Here is a 24,667-nt window from a genome sequence, read left to right as displayed (position 1 = left end):
AAACTCTACGGCCGTGACGCCGGGTCAGCCCGGGAAACGGCCGGTCGAACGCAGGAGCCACCGGCGCTCGGCATACGCCAGGTCGTCGCGCCACAGGCGCCCGGCGGCGGCGCGTACCAGCGGACGCAGCGCCGGCGCCAGCGCGCGGGCCACCGCGAAGCCACGGCGGTCGGAGGCGGCGACGACCGCCTCGATCACGGCGGTGCGCGGCCGGCCCCGGCCGTCCGGGCCGAGCGGCGTGGCATGGGTCTCGACGACCGATCCCTCGCCCTCGCCCTCGACGATGCGCATCACCACGGTGCGCGGCTCCGGCGCGGTGAAGACGGCGCGTACCGGAACCACCAGCCGCCCGGCGACCCTGAAGGACACGTCGACGGCGAATCCCTCGCCGTCCCCGGCGCCGTCGGGGCCCGGCACGTCCAGGACGGTGAGGTCCACGAAGGAGTACGGGTGGAACCAGGCGCCGTGCCAGGGGTCGAGGCGGTTGGCGACCACGTCCTCGGGCTCACAGACGCCGATCGCGGTGTACACGGCGTGCAGGGCGCCGGGGAGAGCGGGCCGGACGGGCACCACGGGGGCCTCGCGCGGCATCTCACCGCCCGCCTCGTCCAGCCGGACCCATACGAGGACGCCGTCGTCGTGCGCCGGCAGGGGCTCCCAGCCCGCCGCCGGGCCGCCGTCCAGGGCCAGGCCGTGCCAGTGGCAGATCAGGGTGCCGCAGCGCACGGGGCTGTCGCCCAGCGGCGCCCCGAGGTGCGGGCAGCTGCCGGGCCCGGCCACCAGCCGGCCCGTACGGTCGCGCCACACGACCACCTCCCGCCCCGCCACGGTCCGGGCGAGCGGCCGGTCACCGGGGAGGTCGCCGGTGGCGCCGACGACGTACCAGTTGCCGGACGGCCGCGCCTGCGCCCGTTTCAGCGCCGCGGCGATCACGGCGGGGCGGGCCTCCCGCCAGGTGGGCCGCTGGTGTGTCCAGGCCACCGGGTTCCTGCGCAGCCGCAGCGGGAACCGGCCACGGCGGCCGGCGCTCACCTGCTCTCCTCGGCGACCGCGGCGGCCGGCACCGCCGCGTCCCTATGCGGTGGGGCGGCGGCACCCGCCGTCAGCCTGGCCCGCAGCACACGGGCGAGACCGTCGCCGGCCACCGTCAGCCGCCGCCGGAGCGGAACCACCGCACGCCGGTGGACCACCGCGTACCCGCCCTCGGCGATCGCGTCGAGGATCCCGCCGTACAGCACGAACGCGGTGCGGATGCAGGGGCGGGACGCCGGTTCGAGCATGGCGATGCCGGGCGCGGCCTCACGGTAGACGCCCCGGGTGAGGTCCTCGGCGGCCCGCAGCGCCGCCGTGATCCGCTTGTCGCCGCGCCCGCTGCGGCGGCTCCAGAGCAGCAGTTCGCGGTCGGCGCCGTGCGCGGCGAGCAGGTCGGCGGGGAGGTAGACGCGCCCGCGGTCGAGGTCCTCGCCGACGTCCCGCAGGAAGTTGGTGAGCTGGAAGGCCACGCCGAGGGCCGCGGCGTGCGGGGCGGCCTCGGCGCGCGGCACCACGGTGCCGAGGACGGGCAGCATCTGGAGTCCGATCACGGCGGCGGAGCCGTGCATGTAGGCGCGCAGGTCGGCGTAGGTGGCGTAGTCCGTGACGTCCAGGTCGCTGCGCATGGCGGCCATGAAGTCCGTGAAGTGCTGGTGGTCGATGGTGTGCCGGCGGGCGGTGTCCGCGAGGGCGTGCACGACGGGTTCGGTGCTGTGGCCCTCCCGCAGCCCCCGCTCCAGCCGGGCCCCCAGCAGCGCGAGTTGCTGTGCCCGGTCGTCACGTGTGTCACCGGTGCCGAGGGCGTCGACGATGTCGTCCGCCCAGCGGGCGAACCCGTAGAGGGCGTGCACGGCGGGTCGGCGGGCGAGGGGCAGCAGCCGGGTCGCGAGGAAGTACGTCTTGCCGTACCGGGCGTTGAGGGCGCGGCAGCGGACGTAGGCGGCGCGCAGGTCCGGGTCGGCGATGCCCGCCGCGTCGAGCTCTCGGCTGGTCATGACGGGATCCCTTCGGTCGCCCGGCGGCCGGTGCGCCGGTGTGGGGCCGCTGCCCGGCCGCCGGTGATGCGGGCGGCGGCGAGTTTGCCCGACAGCAGCACCGTGGGGACGCCTACGCCGGGTGTGGTGCCGCAGCCGGCGAGGACGGCGTTGTCCGTGCCGCGGACGAGGTTGCGGGGCCGGAACGGCCCGGTCTGGCGGAAGGTGTGGGCGGCCGAGAACGGCGTGCCCGCCGCGTGCCCCTGCGCCTGCCAGTCGGCGGGGGTGACCAGGCACTCCTCCTCGATGGCCGCGCCCAGTCCGGTCAGTCCCCGGCGTTCGAGTTCGGTGAGGATCCGGTCGCGGTACCGGGGCGCCAGATCGTGCCAGTCGGCCGCGCCCGGACCGATGTCGGTGTTGGGGCACGGCGCGAGGACGTAGTGCAGATGGCGGCCGGGCGGTGCGAGATCCGGGTCGGTCGTGGTGGGGCGGGTGATCAGCAGCGACGGATCGGACATGAGGCTGCCGGCGCGGGTGAGTTCGTCGAAGGTGCCGTGCCACCGGGCGCCGAAGGACAGGGTGTGGTGGGCGAGTTGCGGCCAGGTGCGATCGGTGCCCGCGTGCAGCACGACGGCCGACGGCGCGTGCGTCAGCCGGGCCGGCCGGCGGGGGGTACGGCCCAGCAGCCGGTAGGCCACGGGCAGGTCGGGGGTGAGGACGACCGCGTCGCAGGGGATGCGGTCGCCGTCGGCGGTCACCACCGCGCGGACGCGGCTGCCGTGCCGCTCCAGCCGGGCGACCTCCTGGCCGTGGCGGAACTCGGCGCCCGCCGCGGCGGCGGCGTCCGCCATGGCCTGCGGCAGGGCGTGCATGCCGCCGCGCGGGAAGTACACACCGGCGACGGTGTCCATGTAGGCGATCACGGCGTACGCGGCGAGCGCGCGGCGCGGCGGGACACCGGCGTACAGCGCCTGGAAGGAGAACACCCGGCGCAGCCGCTCGTCGCGCAGATGACGGCCGATGGCGGGCTCCAGCCGGCCGAAGCCGCCGAGGGCGGCGAGGCGCGCCAGGTCCCAGGTGAGCAGGTCGAAGGGCGAGTCGAAGTTGCGGTCGATGAAACGCCGCATCTGGGCCCGGTAGACCTGCTCGAGCCAGCGGCGCAGCCGGCGGTATCCGGCGGCCTCCGCCGCGCCCGCGAAGCGTTCGACCTCCGCCTCCATGGCCGGGCCGTCCGTGTGCACGTCGAGCGCGCTGCCGTCGGCGAAGCACGCGCGGTAGGCGGGGCGCAGTTCGATCAGCTCGACCCGGGCGGCGAGGCTGTCCCCGACGGCCGCGAAGGCCTCGTCCGCCAGATGCGGCATCGTCAGCACCGTGGGCCCGGTGTCCATGCGGTACCCCGCGCGCGTCAGGCGCCCGGCCCGTCCGCCCGGCAGCGCGTCGCGCTCGACGACGGTGACCCGGCGCCCGGCGCCGAGCAGGTGCAGGGCGGCCGACAGGCCGGACAGGCCGGCGCCGACGACCACCACGTGGTCGGTACGGCCGGGAACGGTGCGGGTCATCGCCCCGCCCCCTCGGCTTCGGCGACGGGTGCGGCCGGCTGCGCCGTGGGCACGCCCGCCGCGCGGAGCAGCAGCCGTTCCAGTTCGGCACCGCCCGCCGGATCGAGGCGGGCACACCGCAGTTGGCCGACGGCGCACCGGGCCAGCCGGCCGATCCTGTCCTCCACGGCCTGCAGCGCGCCCGAGGCGACCAGGACCTGCCGCACCGGGCCGAGGGCGGACTCCGGCAGATCGGCGCGGCCGTGCGCCCCGTCCAGCACGGCGAGGGCACTCAGGTCGCCGGCCTCCTCGGCCCACGCCCGGGCGACGGTGAAGAGGTAGGTGGGCTTGCCGTTGCGCAGGTCGCCACCCGGCGGTTTCCCGGTGGTGTCCGGATCGGCGAACAGGTCCTCGACATCGTCGCGCAGCTGGAACGCCAGGCCCGCCCCGCGCCCCGCGGCGCACAGCGCCGCCGTCGTGGCCGCGTCGGCCCCGGCCAGGGCGGCGCCCAGTGCCATCGGCCGCTCGACCGAGTACAGGGCGCTCTTGAGGGTGGCGGCCCGGACCGCCTGGGGTACGGAGCGCGAGCGGGTGGCCTGGCCCTGGACGTCCAGGTACTGCCCGGCCACCATCTCGGTGCGCATGTCCCGCCACAACTCCCGCACCCGGCGGGAGCAGTGCTCCGGCACCACGGTGTCGGCGATCAGGTCGTCGGCCCAGGCGAGCGCCAGGTCACCGGCGAGTGTCGCGGCGGCCTCGCCGAGCCGTTCGGCCCTGCCGTCCGGCGCGGCCTGCCGGTACTGGGTGGCGACGGAGGCGTGCAGGGCGGGCCGCCCGCGCCGGGTGCGCGCACCGTCCATCACGTCGTCGTGGGCCAGCGCGCAGGTCTGGATCAGTTCGAGGGCGGCCCCGGTCCGCAGGGCCGCCGGCCCGGCGACGTCGTCCCCGCCGCCGCAGGCGCGCATCGTCCACCACACGATCCGGGAGCGGAGCCGTTTGCCGCCGTCCAGGGTGAAGCGGGCGACCCGGTCGGCGACGTCACGGGCGAAGAGCGGGTCCAGCGCGCGGGCGCGGGTGAGGTTCTCCGCCAGGACCTGCCCGAGCACCCGTTCGACGGCGGCGGCGACGTCCCGGTCGGCGGCGGCCACCTGGAGCCCGGCCGCGCCGTGGCACTCGGCCCCAGCGTCGGGCACCGGCTCGTGGTGGGGCCGTTCGGACACCGGCGCCCGGTGGGGGGCGCGGGCCGTGGGGTGGCTGGCACGCATGCCGGGTCCTCTCCTCGGTGGCGCGGCACTGTGTCCATGCCTTCCGCGCGAGCGACCGGATCGGATGCGCCAATGGGGTACGTCACGGAGGGGCGTCACCGCGCCGCCGCTCCTGGCGTACGACCTCCTCCACGTCCGCCAGCCGGTCCAGCCCCCGTACGGCCTGCGTCATGCGGGGGTTGCCCGCCAGCCGGGCCCGGTGCCGGTGCAGGAAGGCCCAGTAGCCGGCGGTGTACGGGCAGGCCCGTTCGCCGAGGCGCTCGGTGGGCCGGTAGGCGCAGCCGTCGCACAGATCGCTCATGCGGTGCACGTACGCCCCGCCGGAGGTGTAGGGCTTGGTGGTCATCCGCCCGCCGTCGGCGTACTGCGACATGCCGACGACGTTGGGCAGCATCACCCAGTCGTAGCCGTCCACGAAGCAGCGGTGGAACCAGTCCGTCACCGCGCCCGGGTCCCAGCCGCGTTGCAGCGCGTGGCTGCCGAGCACCATCAGCCGCTGGATGTGGTGGGTCCACCCCGTGTCACGGACCTGCGCGAGGACGGTGGCCAGGCAGCGGGCGGTGACCGCGTCGGCGTCGAGTTCGAGGAACCAGCCGGGCAGCGGCGCCTGGTGCCGCAGGGCGTTGAGGTGGCGGTAGCCCTCGCCGAAGTACCAGTACAGCTGCCACACGTACTCCCGCCAGCCGGCGATCTGCCGGACGAACCCCTCGACGCTGTTGACGGGGGCGTGGCCCGCCCGCCAGGCCGCCTCGGCCGCGTCGACGCACTCGGCGGGGTCGAGCAGGCCGAGGTTGAGCGACGAGGAGAGCAGGCTGTGGCTGAGCACCGGGTCCGCCGCGAGCATCGCGTCCTCGTACGGCCCGAAGCCGGCCAGGCGGTGCTCCACGAACCGGCGGAGCGCGGCGAGCGCCTCACGGCGGGAGGCGGGAAACAGCCGCGGGCCGTCGCGGCCGACGAAGGCGATGCCCTCCTCCCGCTCCCAGCGGTCCAGGTCACGCCGTACCTCGTCGTCGATCTCGTCCTCGCGGGGCCGGTAGGGGGCGGGTGCTCCGAGGGTGTGCGCGCCGCGTGGCGGTGGCCGCCGGTTGTCGTGGTCGTGGTTCCAGCGGCCGCCCGCCGGCCGGTCACCGTCGAGCAGCAGCCCGTGCTCCCGCCGGATCCAGCGGTAGAAGTCCTCCTGGCGCAGCCGCCCCCGCTCCCGGCCGCCGGCCCAGGCGCGGAAGTCGTCGTGCGGCACCAGGAACCCGCGCGCGGGCAGCACCGTCACGCCGGAGAGGGACGTGACCAGCCGCAGGGCGGCCCGCGAGGTCGGATGACGGACCGTCACCTCCCCGTCGCCGACGGCCTCGCGCAGGCCCTCCCGGTAGGTCTCGGCGCGCACGTACCGGACCCGGTCGCCGAGTTCGGCGGCCCGGTGCCGCATGGCCGACAGCACCAGGTGCGCCTTGGCCCGGTGGAAGCGGCGGCGCCGGAACACCGACCGCGCCTCGATCATCACGACGGGCGCCGCACGGTCAGGACCGCCGTCCCCGGGCGCCAGGAAGTGCGGGCCGAGCTGGTCCCCGAACAGCCAGTGCGCAGCTGTCATGTGCGTGCTCCTCAGCCGCGTTCGCGGGCCTTCCTGAACCGCTCCAGGCCCTCGCGGAGGTCGATCACGGGCCGGGGGTAGTCGAGCGCGGAGCGCTCCGGGCCCGCCAGCTTCCACGGTTCGTGCACGGCGGGGCCCTCGATGCCCTCCAGCTCGGGAACCCAGCGCCGTACGTACTCCCCCTCGGGGTCGTACCGCTTGGCCTGGACGACCGGGTTGAGGACCCGGTTCGGCCGGGTGTCGGTGCCGGTCCCGGCCACCCACTGCCAGTTGAGCTGGTTGTTGGCGAGGTCCCCGTCGACGAGCAGCGACAGGAAGTGCTCGGCGCCCACCCGCCAGTCGACGTAGAGCGTCTTGGCCAGGAAGGACGCCGTCAGCAGCCGGCCGCGGTTGTGCATCCAGCCCTCGTGGCGCAGCTGGCGCATCGCGGCGTCGACCACCGGGTAGCCGGTGCGGCCCGCGCGCCACGCCTCGATGTCGTCGTGGGCCTCAGGTGCACCGCGCCAGCGGTCGGCGCGGTCCCGGTAGTCCGCCCTCGCCGCGTCCGGCCGGGCCGCCAGGACCTGGCGGTGGAAGTCCCGCCAGGCCAGCTGCCGTACGAAGGCGCCGGCTCCGGCACCGCCCGCCCTGCGGGCCCGGTGGACGGTCTCGACGGGCGAGAGGGTGCCGAAGTGCAGGTGCGGCGACAGCCGGGAGGTGGCGTCGCCGGCCAGGTCGTCGTGGCGGTCCTCGTAGTCGCGCACGCCCCCGTCGAGCCAGGCCGTGAGCTGCTTGCGGCCGACCGTCTCGCCGCCGCGCGCCAGTCCCGGGGAGACTCCTGCGACCTTGCGGCGGGAGGGCAGCGGCTCGGATCCGATGCCGTCGGGCACGCCCACCGAGCGCGGCGCGTCGAGGGGCTTGCGCAGGCTCTCCTGCGACCACCGGCGGAAGTACGGTGTGAAGACCGCGAAGTGGTCCGCGCCGGCCGGGGTGATCGCGCCCGGTGCCACGGCCGTGGTGACCGTGTCGTGCACGTGCAGCCGGCGGCCGTCGGCCTCCAGCGCGGCGCGCAGGCGCTCCTCACGGTGGTGGGCGTAGGCACTGACGTCGGAGGCCATGTGCACCTCGTCGGCGTCGGCCTCCGCGGCCACCTTGCAGACCTCGCGCACGACGTCGCCGGAGCGCACCACCAGCCGCCCGCCCCGGGCCCGTAGCCCGGCGTCCAGATCGCCGAGGCAGTCGGCCAGGAAGGCGGCCCGGTTGGGCACCGCGAACCCGGCGTCCAGCACGCCCCGGTCGTGGACGAACAGGGGGACCACCTGACGGGAGCCGTCACGTGCCGCGCGCAGCGGCGGGTGGTCGTGCAGCCGCAGGTCGGCGGTGAACAGGACGACGGAGACGTTCATGGGCGGGCTCCAGGGGGTCCGGGAGGCAGGGCGGGGGACGCGGGGCGCGGCCGGTGTGCGGCGAGGCGGCGGCGGGCGCGCGTCACCGGGTTCCACCGCCCCGGACGCCGGTCGCCCGCGGTGCGGGCTCGCCGGGTGCGTCCGCCGTCTTCGCCGCCGCGCGGGCGATGTTGCGGGCCATGCCGCCGAAGACGGCCGCGTGGAAGGGGGAGATGCTCCACCAGTAGAGGTGCCCGAGCAGGCCGTGCGGGTGGAAGAGGGCGCGCTGCCGGTAGCGGGCACGGCCGTCGCCCAGCGGCTCGGCGTACATCTCCAGCCAGGCGAGCCCGGGCAGCCGCATCTCCGCCCGCAACCGCAGCAGGCGGCCCGGCTCGACGTCCTCCACGCGCCAGAAGTCCACGGCGTCGCCCACGCGCAGCCGGGTCGCGTCGCGGCGGCCGCGGCGCAGTCCGGCACCGCCGATCAGCCGGTCCAGCCAGCCGCGAACCGACCAGGCCACCGGCAGGGAGTACCAGCCGTTCTCGCCGCCGACGCCCTCGATGATCCGCCACAGCGCCTCGCGCGAGGCGTCCACGGGTACCGTCCGCCGGTCCTGGTAGAGGCTGCCGCCCGCCCAGTCGGGGTCGGTGGGCAGGGGATCGCTGGGCGCGCCGGGCAGCGCGGAGGACGACCAGCGCGTGGTGACCTGGGCGTCCCGGACGCGCTGGAGGGCGAGCCGTACCGCCTCGTCGAAGCCGATCAGACCGCCGGGCGGGTCCGGGACGTACCGGGCGATGTCGTGCTCGCGGCAGACCACCTCGTGGCGCAGGGACTCGGTCAGTGGCCGGGCGATCGAGGACGGTACGGGCGTCACCAGGCCCACCCAGTGGCTGGACAGCCGGGGAGTCAGCACCGGCAAGGGCAGGATCAGCCGCCGGGGCAGGTCCGCGACCGCCGCGTAGCGGAGCATCATGTCGCGGTACGTCAGGATCTCCGGGCCGCCGATGTCGAACGAGCGGTTCACCGAGGCCGGCATGCCGGCGCTGCCGACGAGCAGCCGCAGCACGTCCCGCACGGCGATGGGCTGGATCCGGGTGTGCACCCAGCTCGGGGTGACCATCACCGGCAGCCGTTCGGTGAGGTAGCGCAGCATCTCGAAGGAGGCGGAGCCCGACCCGATGATGACGGCGGCCCGCAGGACGGTCGTCGGCACGCCCGACGCGAGGAGGATGCGCCCGACCTCGTCGCGGGAGCGCAGATGCGGCGACAGCTCGCGGTCGGGGACGCCGGCCGGCTTCAGGCCGCCCAGGTAGACGATGCGGCGCACCCCGGCGGCCCGGGCCTGCTCCGCGAACACGCGTGCGGCCCGCCGGTCGGCGTCCTCGAAACCGCTGCCGGTGCCGAGGGCGTGGACCAGGTAGTAGGCGACGTCGATGCCGCGCAGCGCCTCGGCGGCCGACGCGGCGTCCGTGACGTCCCCGCGCGCCACCTCGACCTGGTTCCTCCAGGTGTGGTCGCGCAACTTGTCCGGCGACCGCGTCAGACAGCGCACCCGGTGCCCCGCCTGCAGCAGTTCCGGGACGAGCCGGCCGCCGATGTAGCCGGTGGCACCGGTGACGAGGCAGTGCGGCCCGGGTGCGGTGGCGTGCTGGCCCATGGGTGTTCCTCCGTGTCGGCGCCTCTGGGATACCTTCCACTCTGGCGGTGCGTTCGGATGCGCCGGCGTTTCCCCTAGGCTGATCAGGTGGCCGGAACAGACGTGGAGCACAGCGGGGCGGACGGGACCGACGAGGCACCCGGGAGCCGGGCTCCGGGCGGCGGCCGCGACGTCGACCTGCAGGCGCTCGCCGTGGGGCTGCGCAGGATGCACGGCGAGATCGGCCGGGTGGTCCAGCGGTTCGCGGGGGAGCGGGGCCTGCACACGACGGACGTCCAGGCGCTGGCGGCGATCCTGGACGCCCAGGAGCCGATGACACCCGGACGGCTGCGCGAGAGCCTCGGACTGACCTCCGGTGCGGTCACCGCGTGCCTGGACCGGCTGGAGCGGGCCGGTCACATCCGCCGGGTACGGGAGAGCAGCGATCGCCGCGTCGTTCACCTGTACTACGTGGAGGACGCGCGGGCGGCGGCCCACACGCACTTCCGTCCGCTGGCCGACGCCACCCGGTCCGCCATGGACCGTTTCACCGACGAGGAGCTGGCCGTGGTGGTCCGCTTCCTCTCCGTCCTCAACGAGGAACTCGCCGTGGGTCGGTGAATCCGAAGAGCCGCCGGCGGCGGAATCAAGGGCGTCACCTATGATCACGAGCGGCCCAGACAACTCAATGATTGAGATTCTTTATTGTTGAGTTGTTTCGCCCCGCCCGTCGTACCGCAGACCTCGACGCCTGGAGAACCATGTCCGTCCACCCCCGACGAGCGCGTCTGCTCGTCCCCCTCCTCCTCCTGATCGCCTGGCTCGGCATCGGCGGCGCGCTGGGCCCGTTCGCCGGCAGGCTCGGGGAGGTGGCCACCAACGACCAGGCGGCCTTCCTGCCCCGCAGCGCCGAGTCCACCAAGGTCATCGAGGCGCAACGCGCCTTCAGTCAGGCGGAGACGCTGCCCGCGGTCGTCGTCTGGACGACCGAGGGCGAGGCCGCGAGCGCGCGGCCCGAGGCGACCCGGGCGCTGGCCTCGCTCGCCAGCACTCCCGGCGTGACCGGACGGCCCTCACCCGCGCTGCTCTCGGGGGACGGCGCGGCACTCCAGGGCGTCGTCCAGCTCCGCCCGGACCTCGGGGACGAACTGCCCGCGACGCTCGACCGGATCCGTGCCACCGCCGAGCGGGTGCCGGGGACCACAGTGGGGCTGGCCGGCCCGGCCGCCACCCAGGCGGACCTGTCGGACGCCTTCGCCGGCATCGACGGACTGCTGCTGGTGGTGGCGCTGATCACCGTCCTGGTCATCCTCCTGCTGGTCTACCGCAGCGTGCTCCTGCCCTTCGTGGTGATACTCGGCTCGGTCTTCTCCCTCGGGCTGGCCTGCGCGGTCGTCTACGTGCTCGCCGACCACGACGTCGTGCGCGTCGACGGCCAGGTGCAGGGCATCCTCTCCATCCTGGTGATCGGCGCGGCCACCGACTACGCCCTGCTGATCACCGCCCGTTTCCGGGAGGAACTCGCGCTGCGCGAGGACCGCTTCGAGGCCGTGCGAGCCGCGCTACGGCGGTCCTGGGGTGCCGTCGTCGCCAGCGCCGCGACCGTGGTGCTCGGCCTGCTGGCCCTGCTGCTGAGCGACCTGACGAACAACCGGGCCCTGGGGCCGGTGGGCGCCATCGGCATCGTGTGCGCCGTGCTCAGCGCGCTCACGTTCCTGCCGGCCGCGCTCGTCCTGCTGGGCCGTGCCGCGTACTGGCCCGCAAAGCCCCGGACCGGCGGTGCGGGAAACGCCACGACGGGCGTGTGGCGCAGGGTCGCGGATCTCGTGGACCGCGCGCCGCGCAAGGTCTGGGCGATCGCCCTGGCCGCACTGCTGGCCTGTGCCGCCCTGGCACCCGGCCTCACCTCCAAGGGGGTGCCGCTGGACGAGGTCTTCGTGGACGAGGCTCCCTCCGTCACCGCGCAGCGCACGCTCGGCGAGCACTTCCCCGGCGGCGCGGGCAACCCCGCGGTGATCATCGCCGACGCCGGACAGCTGGACCGGGTCGTCGCGGCGGCCCGGGCCACCGAGGGGGTCGCCGGAGCGGCGCCCGTCACGCGCACCGGACGTCCGGGGCCGGAGCCGCTCGTGGCCGGCGGACGGGCACGGGTCGACGTCACCCTGTCCGCGGCCGCGGACAGCGACGCGGCGAAGGACACCGTGGCCCGGCTGCGGACCGCCGTGCGGGCCGTGCCGGACGCGGACGCGCTGGTCGGCGGCTACACCGCCCAGCAGTACGACACGCTGCGCACGGCCGAACGGGACCGCACCCTCATCGTGCCCGTCGTCCTCGCGGTGATCTTCCTCGTCCTCGTCGGGCTGCTGCGGTCCCTGCCGGCGGCCGCCCTCCTGGTGGCGACCGTGGCGCTCAGCTTCCTCGCCACCCTCGGGGTCGCGTCCCTGGTGTTCACGCATGTCCTCGGCTTCACGGGCACCGACCCCTCGGTGCCGCTGTACGGCTTCGTGTTCCTGGTGGCGCTGGGCGTCGACTACAACATCTTCCTGATGTCCCGGGTACGGGAGGAGTCGCTGCGGCACGGTGTGCGCGAGGGCATGCTCCGCGGGCTGGTCACCACCGGCGGTGTCATCACCTCCGCCGGTGTCGTGCTGGCGGCGACCTTCGCCGCTCTCGGTGTCATCCCCCTGGCCTTCCTGGTGCAGATCGCCTTCATCGTGGCGTTCGGCGTGCTGCTGGACACCCTGGTGGTCCGGTCCCTGCTGGTGCCCGCCCTGGTACGGGACATCGGAGCACCGGTGTGGTGGCCGGGCCGGCTGGGCCGCGGGCGGTAGCGCCCTGCCGGCGGTGGCGGCCCGGCCCGGGAGTCAGCGCTCCCCGAGCAGGGCCGCCAGGCCGCGCAGCGGTGCCGAGCGGCCGTGGCCCGGCACCGTCCGCAGGGGTTCGGCCCGTACCCCCCACCGGCGCAACAGGACGTTCGCGGCCAGAAACCCGCTGGTCGCGGCGCGTTCCATGAGGGCGACCGGCAGGCCGGTGGCGACCATGTCGCCGGCCACCACGACCGCCGGGTCCGCCGTCCGGACCCGGGGGCGGCGGTCGTAGCCGCCGACCGCGAAGAGCGGGCAGTCCTCCCGCCATTCGTCGCGGGAGTCGATCACCAGCGCGTCCCGGGTCTCCGGATACACCCGGTGCAACTGGCTCACCAGCCGCTCCCGCACGTCCTTGCGGTCGGCTCCCGGCGGGACGGCGTAGGCGTGGAGTTCGACCACGGAACCCCCGGTGCGCAGCGACCAGCGGTGCGCCTCGCCCTCCCAGCGGTCAAGGACGCTGATGTTGTCCAGCTCCGCGTAGCCGCTGGTGCCCAGGAACGCCGGGCGGTGGGGGTGCACGGGCCGGTCCAGCCAGAGCCGGGACACCAGGAACGGCGGGGCGGTGCGCAGCCCGGCGATCCCCTCGCGCCAGGACCGGTCGACCAGATCCGGTGACGCGGCGGCGACCTGCCGCAGGCCCGGCACGTCCATCGCCAGCACCACGGCGTCGTAGGACCGCGTCCGGCCGGCGACGGTCACCCGAACCCTGCCGTCCGGGGCAGACGCCACCTCCTCCACCGGGCTCGCCGTGAGGACCGTCGCCCCGCGTTCCTGGAGGTAGTCCCCGAGGGGCTCCCACAGTGCCTGGGGAAACGGCTCCCGGGGCACGTCGAACAGCAGCCCCTCGCTGGAGCCGAGGAAGTAGATGTGGAACATCAACGCCAGCTCCGCCGCCGACAGCTGCCTCGGGTCCGCGAAGAAGCTGCGCGAGAACACCTCGAAGGCGAGATGCCGGGCGGCCGGCGGGAAACCGATGCGCGTCAGGAAGTCGTGCGCGCTGACGCCGTCCAGCCGCTCGTACACCTGGGGTACGCGGACGTCCAGCAACGGCAGCGCGGCCCGCGCATTCATGGTCATCAGGTCCCGCCAGCCGAACGTCGGGCTCAGCGCGACGAACCCGAGGGCGTTCAGCGGGGGGGTGCGCGGCACACGGGCGAAGCTGTCGAGCAGCCCGGCGCTGTGGCGCAGCGGGTAGTCGGGCAGCGCGGTCAGCCCGTGCAGGCCCGGGTCGGTCCGCCGCAGCAGCGCCCGGAGGTTGTAGTACTGGCGGAAGAAGGCGTGGAAGCCGCGGGTCATGGTGGCCGAGGACCCGTCGGCCAGGCGCACCTGCCGGCCCGCCAGCCGCCCGCCCAGGTCGGACTCCCGCTCCAGCAGGGTCACCCGCACCCCGCGCTCCGCCAGGACGGTGGCGGCGGCGAGCCCCGCGATGCCACCGCCGGCGACGGCGACGGACGGCCCGGTGCCCTCCAGCCGCGGCACGCCCCTGCGGTCCGTCAGCAGGCGTGCCCTGCGGTCGCGTCCCTGACCGGCACCCCCGGCAGCGGCTTCGCCGGCCAAGCGCGTCCTCCTCATGCCCGTCCCCCTCGGACGGCCGGCACCCGCGCCACGAACGTGTGGGTGATCCCGGTCTGCCAGCCCGTCAGCGGCAGCGTCCGCACGTCCGCGAACCCGGCCCGCTCCAGGCGCGCCGCGAAGGCGCCCGCGGTGTCGAACTCGACGACGCTGCGCCACAGATGCGCGTACAGCGCGTCGTCCCCGGTACGCCGGGCCACCGGCAGGACCAGGCCCTTGCACACGGCCGTCCACACCGCGCGGTGCGGCGTCCGCCCGGTGAGGCTGTACTCGTGCACCGCGAGCCGACCGCCCGGCACGAGCAGCTCCCGCACGCGGGCGAGGACCCGGTCCGGGTCGGCCACGTTGCGGAACAGGTACGCGGCGAACACGGCGTCGAACGGGCCGGTGACCCCGGCCGTGGCCGGCTCTTCCGCGGAGGCGTGCACGAAGCTGACCCGGGCCGGCCAGCGCTTGGTCCGCGCCTTGGCGAGCATGCCCGCCGACGCGTCCACGGCGGTGATCCGGGCGCGCGGCGCGGTGGAGAGCAGCGCGGCGGTGGAGGCGCCGGTACCGCAGCCGAGGTCGAGCAGATGCAGGCCGCTGCCGCCGTCGGGCAGCGCCAGCCGGCGGGCGGAGCGGCGCAACTGGCCGTGGTAGCCGGGGTTGGCGGCGACCATCCAGTCGTAGGACGGTGCCGCGTGGTCGAACGCGGCCGAGAGGTCGGCGTCGCGCAGCAGTGACATGGAGGTGCTCCTCGGTACGGCGGTGGAGGGCCGGGGCACGGTGGGGTGCCGGGTGGGGAGGGCCGTCGTCCGGCCGGTCGGCAGCGAAGGACGGGCAGGTCGGGAAGGTCGGGAAGGGCGGGAGACCCGGGTCATGGTCCCGCCTGGCGCCGGGGAACGAAGGGCAGCTCCAGGGCGGTGCGCAGCATCGGCCGTGCCGGGGTGCGCAGCCCGACCGCGATGTCCTCCAGCGCGTTGGTCCGGCCGTCGAGGAAACGCAGCAGGCGCCGCGCCGGCACCGTCCCGAACAGCCCGGTGAACAGGGCGGCCCCGTCGACCCGCCCGGTGTCCAGCGCGCGCAGCAGCACGGCGTCCATGGCGCGGGCCCGCGCCGCGTGCGGAGCGGGGGCGAGCGGCGTACGTCCCTGTGCGAGCGCCGCCGCGATCGCCCGCGTCTGACGCTGGGCCGCGGCGAACGAGTAGCCGGTCGCGGGACGGGTGGCCCCGCCCGCCACCCCGATCGGGAAGACGGAGCTGCCGGTACGGCGCGGAAACCGGGCGTCCGTCATCGGGATGACGCCCTCCTCCACGGCCGTGACCTCGAACTCCCCGAGGCCGAGCACTTCGGCGGCGTAGAGCGTCAGCGCATGGTCGTAGGAGACGCCGTCGAGGACCGCGGCGGAGAACTCCGTGTACTCGACCAGCGCCTCCCGCCGGCCCAGGGGCAGGACGTACCCGAAGGCCAGGCCGTGCCGTGGCTGCGGAACGCGGAAGTCCATCAGGTCGGCGACACCCGGCTCGAAGGCGGGGCGGGAGGTCCGCACGAACCAGCCGCGGAAGTGCTGCAGGAGCGTGGTCCTGGCCGGTCCCGGCCGTCCCGGGGGCCGTGAGTCGAACACCCAGCGGGCCCGCAGCCGCACGGGGGCGCCGCGCTCGTCGTGCCCGCACACCTCGGCGCCGCCGGGAACGTCCCGCACGCTCTCGACCACGGCCTGGTGACGGAGGCATCCGGACCGGGCCAGCTCCACGTCCGCCCACCGCTCGAAGTCCACGGACCGGATCATCTTGTAGCGCAGCGGACCGGGATCCCGCACGACGGCCGCGCCGTCCGCGCCCGTGACGCGCAGGCGCCCCCAGTCGGCGTGGACGACACCGTCGTACTCACCACCGGGCCCCTCCCAGTAGCACCACGTACGGGGCGGCGGGCGCAGCGCGCCGGGCGGAGCGTCGACCAGCGCGACCGTCAGGGGCCGCCGGTTGCGCACCAGGGGCCCGGTGAGCCGCCGGGCCAGGGACAGCCCCGCGGCGCCGCCACCGATGACGACTACGTCTGCGTCCCGCACCAAGGCTCCCTCGCGGCCGTGACGATCCCGGGGCGCTGCCCCGGGCGCCTCCTCATGATGCTGTTGCTTCCGTCCCGGACCCGCTCCTGGACGCACCCGCGGACGGAGTTCACGCGTTCGCCGTGCCCGTGTCCTCGCGCAGGCAGCGGGCGAGGCGGTGCAGCCCGCGGCGGGCGTGGCTCTTGACCGTGCCCAGGGGCCAGCCGGTGACGTCGGCGATCTGTGCCTGGGACAGGTCGTCGTAGAAGGCCAGGCGCAGCACCTGTCGCTGGGGGGACGACAGCTTGGCCAGTTCGGTGGCCACCAGCACCCGGTCGATGGCGGCGTCCGGTTCCTCCGCGGCCCGCGCGGCCCGGCCGGCCAGCAGCGACCCGGCGACCTCGGCGAGTTCGGTACGCCGGTACCGGGCGGCGAGCGCGTCCGCCACCTTGCGCCGGGTGATGCCCACCAGCCAGGCGGACAGCGCGCCACGCTCCGGGGCGAAGCCCGCCCGGCCGCGCCACGCCGCCAGGAACACCGCCTGCGTGACGTCCTCGGCCTCGCCCCGGTCCGCGAGCGAACGGCTGGCGAGCGCGTGGACCAGTGGCCCGAACCGCTGGTACATCGCGGTCAGGCAGTCCTCGTCCCCGTCGGCGAACCGGGTCGCGAGGTCCTCGTCGACGATCCGCTGTGCGTACATACTGCGTGGCCCCCTCAGCCGAGCGGTATTCCTGCGTCGTCCCAGCAGTCACCGTGCGACCCGCGGCCGAGGGGCATCAACTTGCACCGACTGTGCATCGCTTTGCGGAATCCGGTCGGCACGCGGGGCGGCCGCGCTACTCTCGGCCACGATGAACAGACGGCGACGCAAGAAGCTGGCAGGGCGTCTCGTAACGGCGGCGTCCTGCGGTGATCACGCCGGCGTCAGGTCGCTGCTGCGGGCGGGCGCCGACGCGAACACGCGCGACGCCGAGGGCACCACACCCCTCTACGCGGCAGCCGTGAACGGGGACACCGCAGTCGTACGGACCCTCCTGGCGGCCGGTGCCGCTCCTGACACCGAGAGCGCGGGCGCCGGCGCGGAGGGGACACCGCTGTGCGCGGCGGCGTGCTGGGGCCACACCGGGACGGTCCGTGAACTCCTGGCGCACGGCGCGGACCCCGCCCTCCGCGAGGACGCCGGCACGGGCCTCACCCCACTGGAGTGGGCGCTGCGCGTCCCCCACCCCCAGACGGCGGAGGCGCTCCGCCGTCTCCCGCGACCGGTCACCGAGCGGCGGTCCGGGCCCGCCGGGGCGTGACCATCAGCGCGACGCAGCCCCCCACAGCCACGGCCCCCGCCAGGGCCGTGGCCGCCAGGGTGACCGAGGCTGAGGCACCGGCCAGGCGGGGAACGGCGTTCAGCGGCGCGACGGCGCAGAAGGCGAGGAGTGCCACCCCGCGTGGACGGGTCAGCTCCGGACGGCGACGCAGCCGCCGCGGTACACGCCCGGCGAGCAGGGCGACACCGGCGGGCAGCAGGGTCACGGAGAAGAGGGCGAGTCCGAGCCACTGCCAGATCATCGTGTGGACCGGAGCCTTCTGCCGCGCGGTCCCCGACGTGAGCCGCGTCGGTTCCCGGTGAGCAAGAGCAGGCCGGTGACGAGCGCGGCCAGACCGGTGGCGAGGACGGGCAGTCCGGGGCCGGGCAGAACGTACAGTGCGGCGCCGGCGAGGGACAGCAGCGTCCCCGCGACGGCCAGGGCGGCACCGGCATGCCGTGCGGTCACGCTGCTCCTCGCAGTCGAGGGCCGCTCGGCCTCACGGCCCGAGCAGCCCGGTGCGGGCGAGGCGCGGGCGCGCTCGCCAAGGACACCAGCATGCGTGCGCGGGTGGTGCTGCCGCACTGCCGGGTCCCGGCAGTCTTCGGTGGCCTTCGCCCCCCCCGCGAAGGCCCGGGCACCAGGGTGCGGCGGTCAGCCCACCTGCCCCATGCCCGCCGCGTTCGGCCAGGTCGTCGTGCCGGGCCAGCCCGTCGCCGCCGCCGGGGCGAGGCCGGCCGGGGGGACCGGGGCGCCCGGGCCCGTGGTGCCACGGACCTGCGCCGCGGTGAGGCCGCCCCGCGCGGGGACGCCGGGCGGCGTCGGCGCGGGCAGGGGCTGCGGGGCCGCCTGGGCCACCGCCGGTTGCGGCACGGCGGGCTGGGGCACGTCCGGCCGGGGGACGGGGGGCTGCTGCATCGGCGGTTGCGGGACTTGCTGAGGCAGCTGCGGTGAGGGGACCTGCTGGGGGATCTGCGGTGGCGGCATCTGCTGCTGCGGCGGGGGATACGCCGCAGCAGCCGCCGGCATCGGCATCGGCATCGGCATGCCCGCCTCGGCGCCCGGTACGGCCGCCGCGACCGCCTGCGCGGCGATGCCCGGCAGGCCGGCCCCGTTGGTGGCGCTGACCAGCCGGTCCACCGCCGCCGTGCCCGAGCTGTAGCTGGTCCCGGTGCCCAGCTCGGGCACGGCGGCTCCCCTCCTGGTCCCGTAGAGCACCTGTTCCAGGCCGGACACCAGGCGACGCACGTCCACCTGGGGGCGCACCACGAGACGCAGGAAGCGGCTGGAGGAACCGATCTTGTTGCCGCACTCACGGACCAGGATCCGGTGCTCGGTGAGCAGCCGGTCCCGGACCACGGTGCCCTCGGCGCCCACCGGGAGACGCACGAAGAGGAAGTTGCCCTGTGAGGGGTAGACCGTGAGGCCGGGGAGGGAGGAGAGCTGACTGGCCATCTCCAGGCGGTCCCGGCGGACCTGCTGAAGGCTCTGCGCGTACTCCTGGCCGTGCTCCCTCAGCATGAACACCACGTGCTCGGCGAAGGAGTTGAGGTTCCACTTCGGCAGCATGGAGCGGATCCGGCCCGCGAGAGCCGGGTTGGCGACCAGGTAGCCGAAGCGGATGCCGTGCAGGCCGAAGTTCTTGCCGAGGCTGCGCAGCACGACGACGTTGGGGCGGATCATCGCCTCCTGCACGACGCTCGGCTCGGCCTCCGCGTCGGCGAACTCCAGGAACGACTCGTCGACGACCACGAGGTCCCGGTCCGCCATCGCGTCCATGAACTGCACGATCGCGTGCTTGTGCACGAAGCCGCCGTCGGGGTTGTTGGGGTTGCAGATGACGGCGACCCGGGTGCCCCGGGCCCGGATGAACTCGGCGTACTGCGCGAGGTCGAGGGCGAATCCGCTGGACTCCTGGAGCGGGAACATGTCGACCCGCTTGCCGGTCTCCATGGGCTGGTCGGTCCAGCGGCCGAAGGTGGGGACGGGGACGGCGAGGGACTCCCGCACGAGCAGATGGTCGATCCAGGTGATCAGCTCGGTCGAGCCGTTGCCCATCGCCACGCACTGCGGCGGAAGCTGGAGCAGGCTGCACAGTTCGGCGGTGATGGTGTCGGCGCTGCTCGGGTAGTACGTGATGATGTCGCGCAGCTTGCCGGCCATCTCGTCGAACATCGCCGGGGTGGGGAAGTACGGATTGCAGGGGATGCAGAAGTCCACCGGGCCCGATCCGTCGCTCTCCCGCGTCAACGCCGCCATCGACGGGCTGTGCGCCGCGGTGCCGCGGAACAGCGAGGTGACGTTGTCAGGCAAGGAGACCTCCGCTCGGGGCGGACCCGGCGGGGAGGACCGGGTCCGTCGTGCTGGGTGGCCCGCGCGGGGGAGCACGGGCCGCCCTTACATACGGAGGCTGCGGTGGCCCCGTTCAGCTCATGTGACGAAAGTATGAAGTCGCGCACTGAACGAGTGGGGCCCCGTGAGCTACGAACCGACCTTGCGCTTGTTCCACACGTCGAATCCGACGGCCGCAAGCAGCACCAGGCCCTTGATGACCTGCTGCCAGTCGGTGCCGATGCCGACGAGGTTCATGCCGTTGTTCAGCACGCCCAGCACCAGGCCGCCGATGATCGCGCCGAGCACGGTGCCGACGCCGCCGCTCATCGACGCACCACCGATGAACGAGGCCGCGATCGCCTCCAGTTCGAAGTTGAGGCCGGCCTTGGGCGAGGCCGCGTTGAAGCGGGCGGCGAAGACCAGACCCGCCAGCGCGGCGAGCATGCCCATGTTCAAGAAGACCAGGAAGGTGACCTTCTTGTCCTTCACACCGGACAGCTTGGCGGCGGGCAGGTTGCCGCCGATGGCGTAGATGTGCCGGCCGACGATCGCGTTGCGCATCACGTAGCCGAAGCCGACGACCAGCACGCCGAGGATCAGCAGCACGATCGGCGCGCCCTTGTAGCTGGCCAGCAGCAGCGTGGCGACCAGGACGGCGGCGACCAGGGCCACCAGCTTCAGCAGGAAGAAGTTCCGCGGCAGCACCTCCAGCGAGAACTCCTGCTGGCGCCTCCGGTCACGCACCTCCTGGACGACCACGAAGGCGATCAGCGCGAAGCCCAGCAACAGGGTCAGGTTGTGGTAGTTGGTGTCCGGTCCGACCTCCGGCAGGAAGCCGTTGGCGACCTTCTGCAGGCCCTCCGGGAACGGGCCGAGGGTCTGGCCCTCCAGGAAGATCTCGGTGAGCCCGCGGAAGATCAGCATGCCCGCGAGGGTCACGATGAACGACGGTATGCCGCCGTAGGCGATGAAGAACCCTTGTGCGGCGCCCGCGACGGCGCCCATGGCCAGGCAGAGGATCACCGCCAGCGGCCACGGCAGGTCGTTCCTGACCATGAACACGGCGGCCATGGAGCCGATGAACGCCGTCAGCGAGCCGACCGACAGGTCGATGTGGCCCGCGATGATGACGAGCATCATGCCGATCGCGAGGATCAGGATGTAGCTGTTCTGCAGCACCAGGTTGGAGACGTTGCGCGGCAGCAGCAGGTCGCCGTCGGTCCACACGGCGAACAGCACCACGATCAGGCCGAGGGCGATCAGCATGCCGTACTGGCGCATGTTGCGGCGCATCCCGTCCAGCACCATCTGGAGCAGGCCGCCCCCCGCGCCCGCTCCGCCCTTGCCCGCCGGCGCGGGAGCCGGGGTCTTGGCGGTCACATCCGTGCTCATCGCGTTACCTCTTTGTCCTTCGTCATCTGACGCATCAGCGATTCCTGTGAGGCCTCGGCCCGCGAGAACTCACCGGTCAGCCGGCCCGCGGCCATCGTGTAGATGCGGTCGCACATGCCGAGCAGCTCCGGCAGTTCGGAGGAGATGAAGACGACCGCCTTGCCCTGCGCGGCGAGTTGGTCGATGACCGTGTAGATCTCGTACTTCGCGCCGACGTCGATGCCGCGCGTCGGCTCGTCCAGGATCAGCACCTCGGGACCCGCGAAGATCCACTTGCTGAGGACGACCTTCTGCTGGTTGCCGCCGGACAGCTTGCCCACCGGCTCGAAGACCGTCGGTGCCTTGATGTTCATGGACTTGCGGAAGCCCTCGGCGACCTGCCGCTCCCCGTGCTCGTCCACCACACCGCGCTTCGCCACCTTCTTCAGTGCCGTCAGCGAGATGTTCCGGTTGATGGTGTCGATGAGGTTCAGGCCGTAGTGCTTGCGGTCCTCGGTGACATAGGCGATGCCGTGCTTCACGGCCTCCGCCACCGTCTTCGTACGGATCTCCCGGCCGTCCTTGAGGACCGAACCGCCCGCGTAGCGGCCGTAGGCGCGCCCGAAGACGCTCATCGCCAGTTCGGTGCGGCCGGCACCCATCAGGCCCGCGATACCGACGATCTCCCCGCGCCGCACCGCCAGCGACACGTCGTCGACCACCTTGCGCTGCTGGTCGATGGGGTGGTGCACGGTCCAGCCCCGGATCTCCAGAGCGGGCGCCGCACCCTCCTCGGGCTGATGCGGGGTGCGCTCCGGGAAGCGGTGCTCCAGGTCGCGGCCGACCATCCCGCTGATGATCCGGTCCTCGGTGGTCTCCGCGGCCTTCACGTCGAGCGTCTCGATGGTCCGCCCGTCGCGCAGGATGGTCACCGAGTCGGCGACCTTGCGGATCTCGTTGAGCTTGTGCGAGATGATGATCGAGGTGATGCCCTGGTTCTTCAACTCCAGGATCAGATCGAGCAGTTTGCCGCTGTCCTCGTCGTTCAGGGCGGCCGTCGGCTCGTCCAGGATGAGCAGCTTCACCTTCTTCGACAGCGCCTTGGCGATCTCGACGAGTTGCTGCTTGCCCACGCCGATGTCCGCGACCCGGGTGTCCGGGTGGTCGGACAGACCCACCCGGCGCAGCAGTTCGGTGGCGTGCCGGAGGGTCTCGGTCCAGTCGATCCGCCCGCGCCGTGCGTGTTCGTTGCCGAGGAAGATGTTCTCCGCGATCGACAGGTACGGCACCAGCGCCAGCTCCTGGTGGATGATCACGATGCCGTGCTGCTCGCTGGCCCGGATGTCCTTGAACCGGCAGGCCTCCCCCTCGAAGAGGATCTCCCCGTCGTAGGTGCCGTGCGGGTGGACGCCGGAGAGGACCTTCATCAGGGTCGACTTCCCGGCGCCGTTCTCCCCGCAGATGGCGTGGACCTCGCCCCGCCGGACGGTCAGCGTGACGTCCGACAGCGCCTTGACGCCGGGAAAGGTCTTGACGATCGAGCGCATTTCCAGGACGGGTCCCGCCATGGTCGTGCCTTCCAATCCCTAGGTGCGGCGGCTTACTTGAGGTCGCTTTCCTTGATGTAGCCGGAGTCGACGACGGTCTGCCGGTAGTTCGCCTTGTCGACGCTCACCGGCTCCAGCAGGTACGCGGGGACGACCTTGGCACCGTTGTCATAGGTCTTGGTGTCGTTGACCTCGGGCTTCTTGTCGTTCAAAAGCGCGTCGACCATGTTCGAGGCCACCTTGGCGAGCTCGCGGGTGTCCTTGTAGACGGTCATCGACTGCTCGCCGGCGATGATCGACTTCACCGAGGCGACCTCGGCGTCCTGGCCGGTGACGACCGGCAGCGGCTTGCTCTTCGAGCCGTAGTCGTCCGACTTCAGCGCCGAGAGGATGCCGATGGAGATGCCGTCGTACGGCGAGAGCACCGCGTCCACCCGCTCGGACTTGTACGCCGAGGTGAGGATGTCGTCCATGCGCTTCTGCGCGGTGCCGCCGTCCCAGCGCAGGGTGGTGACCTGCGTCAGCTCGGTCTGGCCCGAGCGGACGACGAGCTGCTTCTTGTCGATGTACGGCTGCAGGACGTTCATCGCGCCCTGGAAGAAGTAGCGGGTGTTGTTGTCGTCGTTGGAGCCGGCGAACAGCTCGATGTTGAACGGGCCCTTCTCGCTGCCGTCCTTCAGGCCGAGCTGCTCGAGGATGTAGGTGCCCTGGAGCTCGCCGACCTTCTCGTTGTCGAACGAGGCGTAGTAGTCGACGTTCTCGGTGCCGAGGATCAGGCGGTCGTAGGAGATGACCGGGATGTCCGCGTCCTTGGCCTGCTGCAGGACGTTGTTCATCGACTTGTTGTCGATGGCCGCGACGATCAGGGCCTTCACGCCCTGCGTGATGAGGTTCTCGACCTGTGAGACCTGCTGGTCGGGGTCGTCCTCGCCGTAGACGAGCTTGGTCTTGTAGCCCTTGGACTCCAGGTCCTTGACCACGTTGTTGCCGTCGGCGATCCAGCGCTCGGAGGACTTGGTGGGCATCGCGATGCCGATGGTGGCGCCCTCGGCGCCGCCCTTGTCCTCCTTGCTGCCACCCTCGCCGCTCTGGCCGCAGGCGGAGAGGGTCAGGGCGAGGGAGGCGGCCGCGGCGGTCGCGGCGAGTGCGGCTCTGCGGTTACGCATGATCATCATCCTTGATGTGTGCGGTGAGGGGCCGAGACGAGGTGTGTGGGATTGTGCGCGGCTGTGTCTTCTTTTGTGAAGTCGATTTTCCGGAACGTTATGACGGGATTTCGAATCTGCGCAGATCGCCGGGGAGCCGGGAGCCGAGCGGCGCCATCTCGCCGTCCACTCCATGGCGGGCCAGCAGGTCGAGGGCGAGCCGGCCGCGCCGCACCCGCTCCTTCGCGGTGGCCAGGGTCAGCTCCCTCAGGTGGTGTCCGTAGGGGTAGATGCCGGGCGCCTTGGACAGGCCGAACTTCAGATACAGCGGTGCGCCGCGCCGGATCAGCTCGGCGACCTCGTACATCCGCACATAGCCGCCGAGGTCGTCGGGGGCCTCGATGTACATGTCCATGGGGGCGCCGGACACCCGGCGGATCTCGGTGAGGTGATCCGGCGTCAGGTCGCTCGGCACATTGACCGAGTCCGCGCCCAGTCGCTCGTAGACCGCGTAACTCGCCGGGTTCACCGGCCCGATGAGCGCCGAGACCTTCAGCGTGGTGCCGGCCGGGATGATGCCCTGGGCCCGCGCCCGGTGCAGCGTCCACAACACGCCCTCGTCCGCGACGAGGAGGCAGCGCACACCCAGTCCGGTCGCGCGTACGGCGTCCTCGACGCAGCCGGCGACGGCGTCGTGACCGCGCGCCCGCGGCCCGCCGCCCCGCGAGTCGGTGCGCGTCGAGCCGCCGATGTCCCAGGTGCCGCGCGGGCCGGTGAACAGGCACAGCTCGATGTCGCGTTCACCGGTCGCCTCGACCATCTCGGTGATCTCGGCGTCGGTCAGCATCCACACCCCGCTGCCCTGGCTGATCCGGTGGATCGGCACGTCCAGGCGCGAGGACTCCTCGAGGACGACGGCCAGCGCCTCGGGGCCCTCGCACGAGGGGATCTCGGTGCGCCAGCGGCCACCGCCGGGGAAGCTGTGCGGTGAGGCGTCGGCGGGGTCGGGGGCGGGCGCGCCCAGGCCGAGCGCGGTGAGTGCCGGCTCGCCGGGCCTGCGGGCGGCGGTGGCGGAAGCGTCGGTCACGAGCTGTCCTTCATGTTCGG

Annotated in this window: 21 protein-coding genes; 3 read left to right on the top strand and 18 right to left on the bottom strand. The window is 73.5% G+C overall.

From position 1 onward, the window contains the following. Positions 1-24: 24 nt before the first annotated feature. The 7 genes from ACIHCM_RS02885 to ACIHCM_RS02855 form a co-directional block, all read right to left on the bottom strand. A complete protein-coding gene (locus ACIHCM_RS02885; RefSeq protein WP_399888114.1) occupies positions 25-1,032 on the bottom strand; it encodes a DUF5914 domain-containing protein in 1,008 nt (335 codons plus the stop codon). After that, positions 1,029-2,027 (bottom strand): phytoene/squalene synthase family protein, encoded by a 999-nt coding sequence (locus ACIHCM_RS02880; protein ID WP_399888112.1) that lies wholly within the window; start codon positions 2,025-2,027, stop codon positions 1,029-1,031. The genes ACIHCM_RS02885 and ACIHCM_RS02880 overlap by 4 nt, the downstream gene beginning before the upstream one ends. Continuing rightward, positions 2,024-3,565 carry a phytoene desaturase gene (locus ACIHCM_RS02875; RefSeq protein WP_399888110.1) on the bottom strand — a complete coding sequence of 514 codons (1,542 nt, stop codon included), beginning with the start codon at positions 3,563-3,565 and terminating at the stop codon, positions 2,024-2,026. The genes ACIHCM_RS02880 and ACIHCM_RS02875 overlap by 4 nt, the downstream gene beginning before the upstream one ends. Then, complete coding sequence (locus ACIHCM_RS02870) at positions 3,562-4,809, bottom strand: polyprenyl synthetase family protein (RefSeq protein ID WP_399888108.1); 1,248 nt, start codon at positions 4,807-4,809, stop codon at positions 3,562-3,564. Before ACIHCM_RS02870 ends, ACIHCM_RS02875 begins: the two co-directional genes overlap by 4 nt. An 82-nt stretch (positions 4,810-4,891) precedes the next feature. Continuing rightward, positions 4,892-6,397, bottom strand: coding sequence for a cryptochrome/photolyase family protein (locus ACIHCM_RS02865; protein ID WP_399888106.1), 1,506 nt, complete (start codon positions 6,395-6,397; stop codon positions 4,892-4,894). An 11-nt stretch (positions 6,398-6,408) separates the two neighbouring features. Further along, entirely contained in the window at positions 6,409-7,782 is a 1,374-nt protein-coding gene (locus tag ACIHCM_RS02860) for a cryptochrome/photolyase family protein (RefSeq protein ID WP_399888104.1), read from the bottom strand. Positions 7,783-7,864: 82 nt separating this feature from the next. Beyond that, positions 7,865-9,418, bottom strand: coding sequence for an SDR family oxidoreductase (locus ACIHCM_RS02855; protein WP_399888102.1), 1,554 nt, complete (start codon positions 9,416-9,418; stop codon positions 7,865-7,867). An 87-nt stretch (positions 9,419-9,505) separates the two neighbouring features. Here ACIHCM_RS02855 and ACIHCM_RS02850 point away from each other — a divergent pair, with 87 nt between their 5' ends. Then, a complete protein-coding gene (locus ACIHCM_RS02850) occupies positions 9,506-10,018 on the top strand; it encodes a MarR family winged helix-turn-helix transcriptional regulator (RefSeq protein WP_399888100.1) in 513 nt (170 codons plus the stop codon). Between the two features lie 140 nt (positions 10,019-10,158). Then, the gene (locus ACIHCM_RS02845; RefSeq protein WP_399888098.1) at positions 10,159-12,228 is read left to right on the top strand and encodes an MMPL family transporter; all 2,070 of its coding nucleotides are present in this window, start codon (positions 10,159-10,161) and stop codon (positions 12,226-12,228) included. Between the two features lie 33 nt (positions 12,229-12,261). Here the strand turns inward: ACIHCM_RS02845 and ACIHCM_RS02840 are convergent, their stop codons facing one another. The 4 genes from ACIHCM_RS02840 to ACIHCM_RS02825 all read right to left on the bottom strand — a co-directional run bounded on the left by ACIHCM_RS02840 (position 12,262) and on the right by ACIHCM_RS02825 (position 16,562). After that, a complete protein-coding gene (locus tag ACIHCM_RS02840) occupies positions 12,262-13,836 on the bottom strand; it encodes an FAD-dependent oxidoreductase (protein ID WP_399888096.1) in 1,575 nt (524 codons plus the stop codon). Continuing rightward, positions 13,833-14,561 carry a class I SAM-dependent methyltransferase gene (locus ACIHCM_RS02835; protein ID WP_399888093.1) on the bottom strand — a complete coding sequence of 243 codons (729 nt, stop codon included), beginning with the start codon at positions 14,559-14,561 and terminating at the stop codon, positions 13,833-13,835. Before ACIHCM_RS02835 ends, ACIHCM_RS02840 begins: the two co-directional genes overlap by 4 nt. Positions 14,562-14,692: 131 nt before the next feature. Beyond that, on the bottom strand, positions 14,693-15,883 hold the full coding sequence (locus tag ACIHCM_RS02830; protein WP_399888091.1) for a lycopene cyclase family protein: 1,191 nt from the start codon (positions 15,881-15,883) through the stop codon (positions 14,693-14,695). 109 nt (positions 15,884-15,992) lie between these two features. Then, positions 15,993-16,562 carry a sigma-70 family RNA polymerase sigma factor gene (locus tag ACIHCM_RS02825; RefSeq protein ID WP_399888089.1) on the bottom strand — a complete coding sequence of 190 codons (570 nt, stop codon included), beginning with the start codon at positions 16,560-16,562 and terminating at the stop codon, positions 15,993-15,995. A gap of 151 nt (positions 16,563-16,713) precedes the next feature. On the opposite strand from ACIHCM_RS02825, the gene ACIHCM_RS02820 reads away from it, so the two are divergent. Beyond that, positions 16,714-17,163, top strand: coding sequence for an ankyrin repeat domain-containing protein (locus ACIHCM_RS02820; protein WP_399888087.1), 450 nt, complete (start codon positions 16,714-16,716; stop codon positions 17,161-17,163). On the opposite strand, the gene ACIHCM_RS02815 is transcribed toward ACIHCM_RS02820, so the two are convergent. From ACIHCM_RS02815 to ACIHCM_RS02785, 7 genes are all read right to left on the bottom strand, one after another. Next, positions 17,129-17,425, bottom strand: a complete 297-nt coding sequence (locus ACIHCM_RS02815; RefSeq protein ID WP_399888085.1) for a hypothetical protein — start codon at positions 17,423-17,425, stop codon at positions 17,129-17,131. The two genes, ACIHCM_RS02820 and ACIHCM_RS02815, sit on opposite strands and share 35 nt — an antisense overlap. Then, positions 17,422-17,631 (bottom strand): hypothetical protein, encoded by a 210-nt coding sequence (locus ACIHCM_RS02810; protein WP_399888083.1) that lies wholly within the window; start codon positions 17,629-17,631, stop codon positions 17,422-17,424. Before ACIHCM_RS02810 ends, ACIHCM_RS02815 begins: the two co-directional genes overlap by 4 nt. Positions 17,632-17,817: 186 nt before the next feature. Beyond that, positions 17,818-19,476: a pyridoxal phosphate-dependent aminotransferase gene (locus tag ACIHCM_RS02805; RefSeq protein ID WP_399888081.1), complete on the bottom strand. Its 1,659-nt coding sequence runs from the start codon at positions 19,474-19,476 to the stop codon at positions 17,818-17,820. Positions 19,477-19,644: 168 nt separating this feature from the next. Beyond that, positions 19,645-20,889, bottom strand: coding sequence for a multiple monosaccharide ABC transporter permease (mmsB, locus tag ACIHCM_RS02800; protein ID WP_399888078.1), 1,245 nt, complete (start codon positions 20,887-20,889; stop codon positions 19,645-19,647). Continuing rightward, complete coding sequence (gene mmsA, locus ACIHCM_RS02795; RefSeq protein WP_399888076.1) at positions 20,886-22,436, bottom strand: multiple monosaccharide ABC transporter ATP-binding protein; 1,551 nt, start codon at positions 22,434-22,436, stop codon at positions 20,886-20,888. The genes mmsB and mmsA overlap by 4 nt, the downstream gene beginning before the upstream one ends. Before the next feature lie 32 nt (positions 22,437-22,468). Next, positions 22,469-23,581, bottom strand: a complete 1,113-nt coding sequence (gene chvE / locus ACIHCM_RS02790; RefSeq protein ID WP_399888074.1) for a multiple monosaccharide ABC transporter substrate-binding protein — start codon at positions 23,579-23,581, stop codon at positions 22,469-22,471. Positions 23,582-23,678: 97 nt separating this feature from the next. Next, positions 23,679-24,647, bottom strand: a complete 969-nt coding sequence (locus ACIHCM_RS02785; RefSeq protein ID WP_399888072.1) for a hypothetical protein — start codon at positions 24,645-24,647, stop codon at positions 23,679-23,681. Positions 24,648-24,667: the final 20 nt, after the last annotated feature.

It is taken from the genome of Streptomyces sp. NPDC052023, from assembly GCF_044548465.1.
GTDB lineage: Bacteria > Actinomycetota > Actinomycetes > Streptomycetales > Streptomycetaceae > Streptomyces.
Note: the sequence above shows the minus strand (reverse complement) of the source record. Positions and strands in the feature narration are given on the sequence as shown.

Bases quoted from the DNA above. Each gene is read 5' to 3' on its own strand.
- mmsA (WP_399888076.1), bottom strand. From the start codon at position 22,436: ATGGCGGGACCCGTCCTGGAAATGCGCTCGATCGTCAAGACCTTTCCC.
- ACIHCM_RS02875 (WP_399888110.1), bottom strand. From the start codon at position 3,565: ATGACCCGCACCGTTCCCGGCCGTACCGACCACGTGGTGGTCGTCGGC.
- ACIHCM_RS02835 (WP_399888093.1), bottom strand. From the start codon at position 14,561: ATGTCACTGCTGCGCGACGCCGACCTCTCGGCCGCGTTCGACCACGCG.
- ACIHCM_RS02880 (WP_399888112.1), bottom strand. From the start codon at position 2,027: ATGACCAGCCGAGAGCTCGACGCGGCGGGCATCGCCGACCCGGACCTG.
- ACIHCM_RS02860 (WP_399888104.1), bottom strand. From the start codon at position 7,782: ATGAACGTCTCCGTCGTCCTGTTCACCGCCGACCTGCGGCTGCACGAC.
- ACIHCM_RS02855 (WP_399888102.1), bottom strand. From the start codon at position 9,418: ATGGGCCAGCACGCCACCGCACCCGGGCCGCACTGCCTCGTCACCGGT.
- ACIHCM_RS02820 (WP_399888087.1), top strand. From the start codon at position 16,714: ATGAACAGACGGCGACGCAAGAAGCTGGCAGGGCGTCTCGTAACGGCG.
- ACIHCM_RS02815 (WP_399888085.1), bottom strand. From the start codon at position 17,425: ATGATCTGGCAGTGGCTCGGACTCGCCCTCTTCTCCGTGACCCTGCTG.
- ACIHCM_RS02870 (WP_399888108.1), bottom strand. From the start codon at position 4,809: ATGCGTGCCAGCCACCCCACGGCCCGCGCCCCCCACCGGGCGCCGGTG.
- mmsB (WP_399888078.1), bottom strand. From the start codon at position 20,889: ATGAGCACGGATGTGACCGCCAAGACCCCGGCTCCCGCGCCGGCGGGC.
- ACIHCM_RS02840 (WP_399888096.1), bottom strand. From the start codon at position 13,836: ATGAGGAGGACGCGCTTGGCCGGCGAAGCCGCTGCCGGGGGTGCCGGT.
- ACIHCM_RS02825 (WP_399888089.1), bottom strand. From the start codon at position 16,562: ATGTACGCACAGCGGATCGTCGACGAGGACCTCGCGACCCGGTTCGCC.
- ACIHCM_RS02845 (WP_399888098.1), top strand. From the start codon at position 10,159: ATGTCCGTCCACCCCCGACGAGCGCGTCTGCTCGTCCCCCTCCTCCTC.
- ACIHCM_RS02865 (WP_399888106.1), bottom strand. From the start codon at position 6,397: ATGACAGCTGCGCACTGGCTGTTCGGGGACCAGCTCGGCCCGCACTTC.
- chvE (WP_399888074.1), bottom strand. From the start codon at position 23,581: ATGCGTAACCGCAGAGCCGCACTCGCCGCGACCGCCGCGGCCGCCTCC.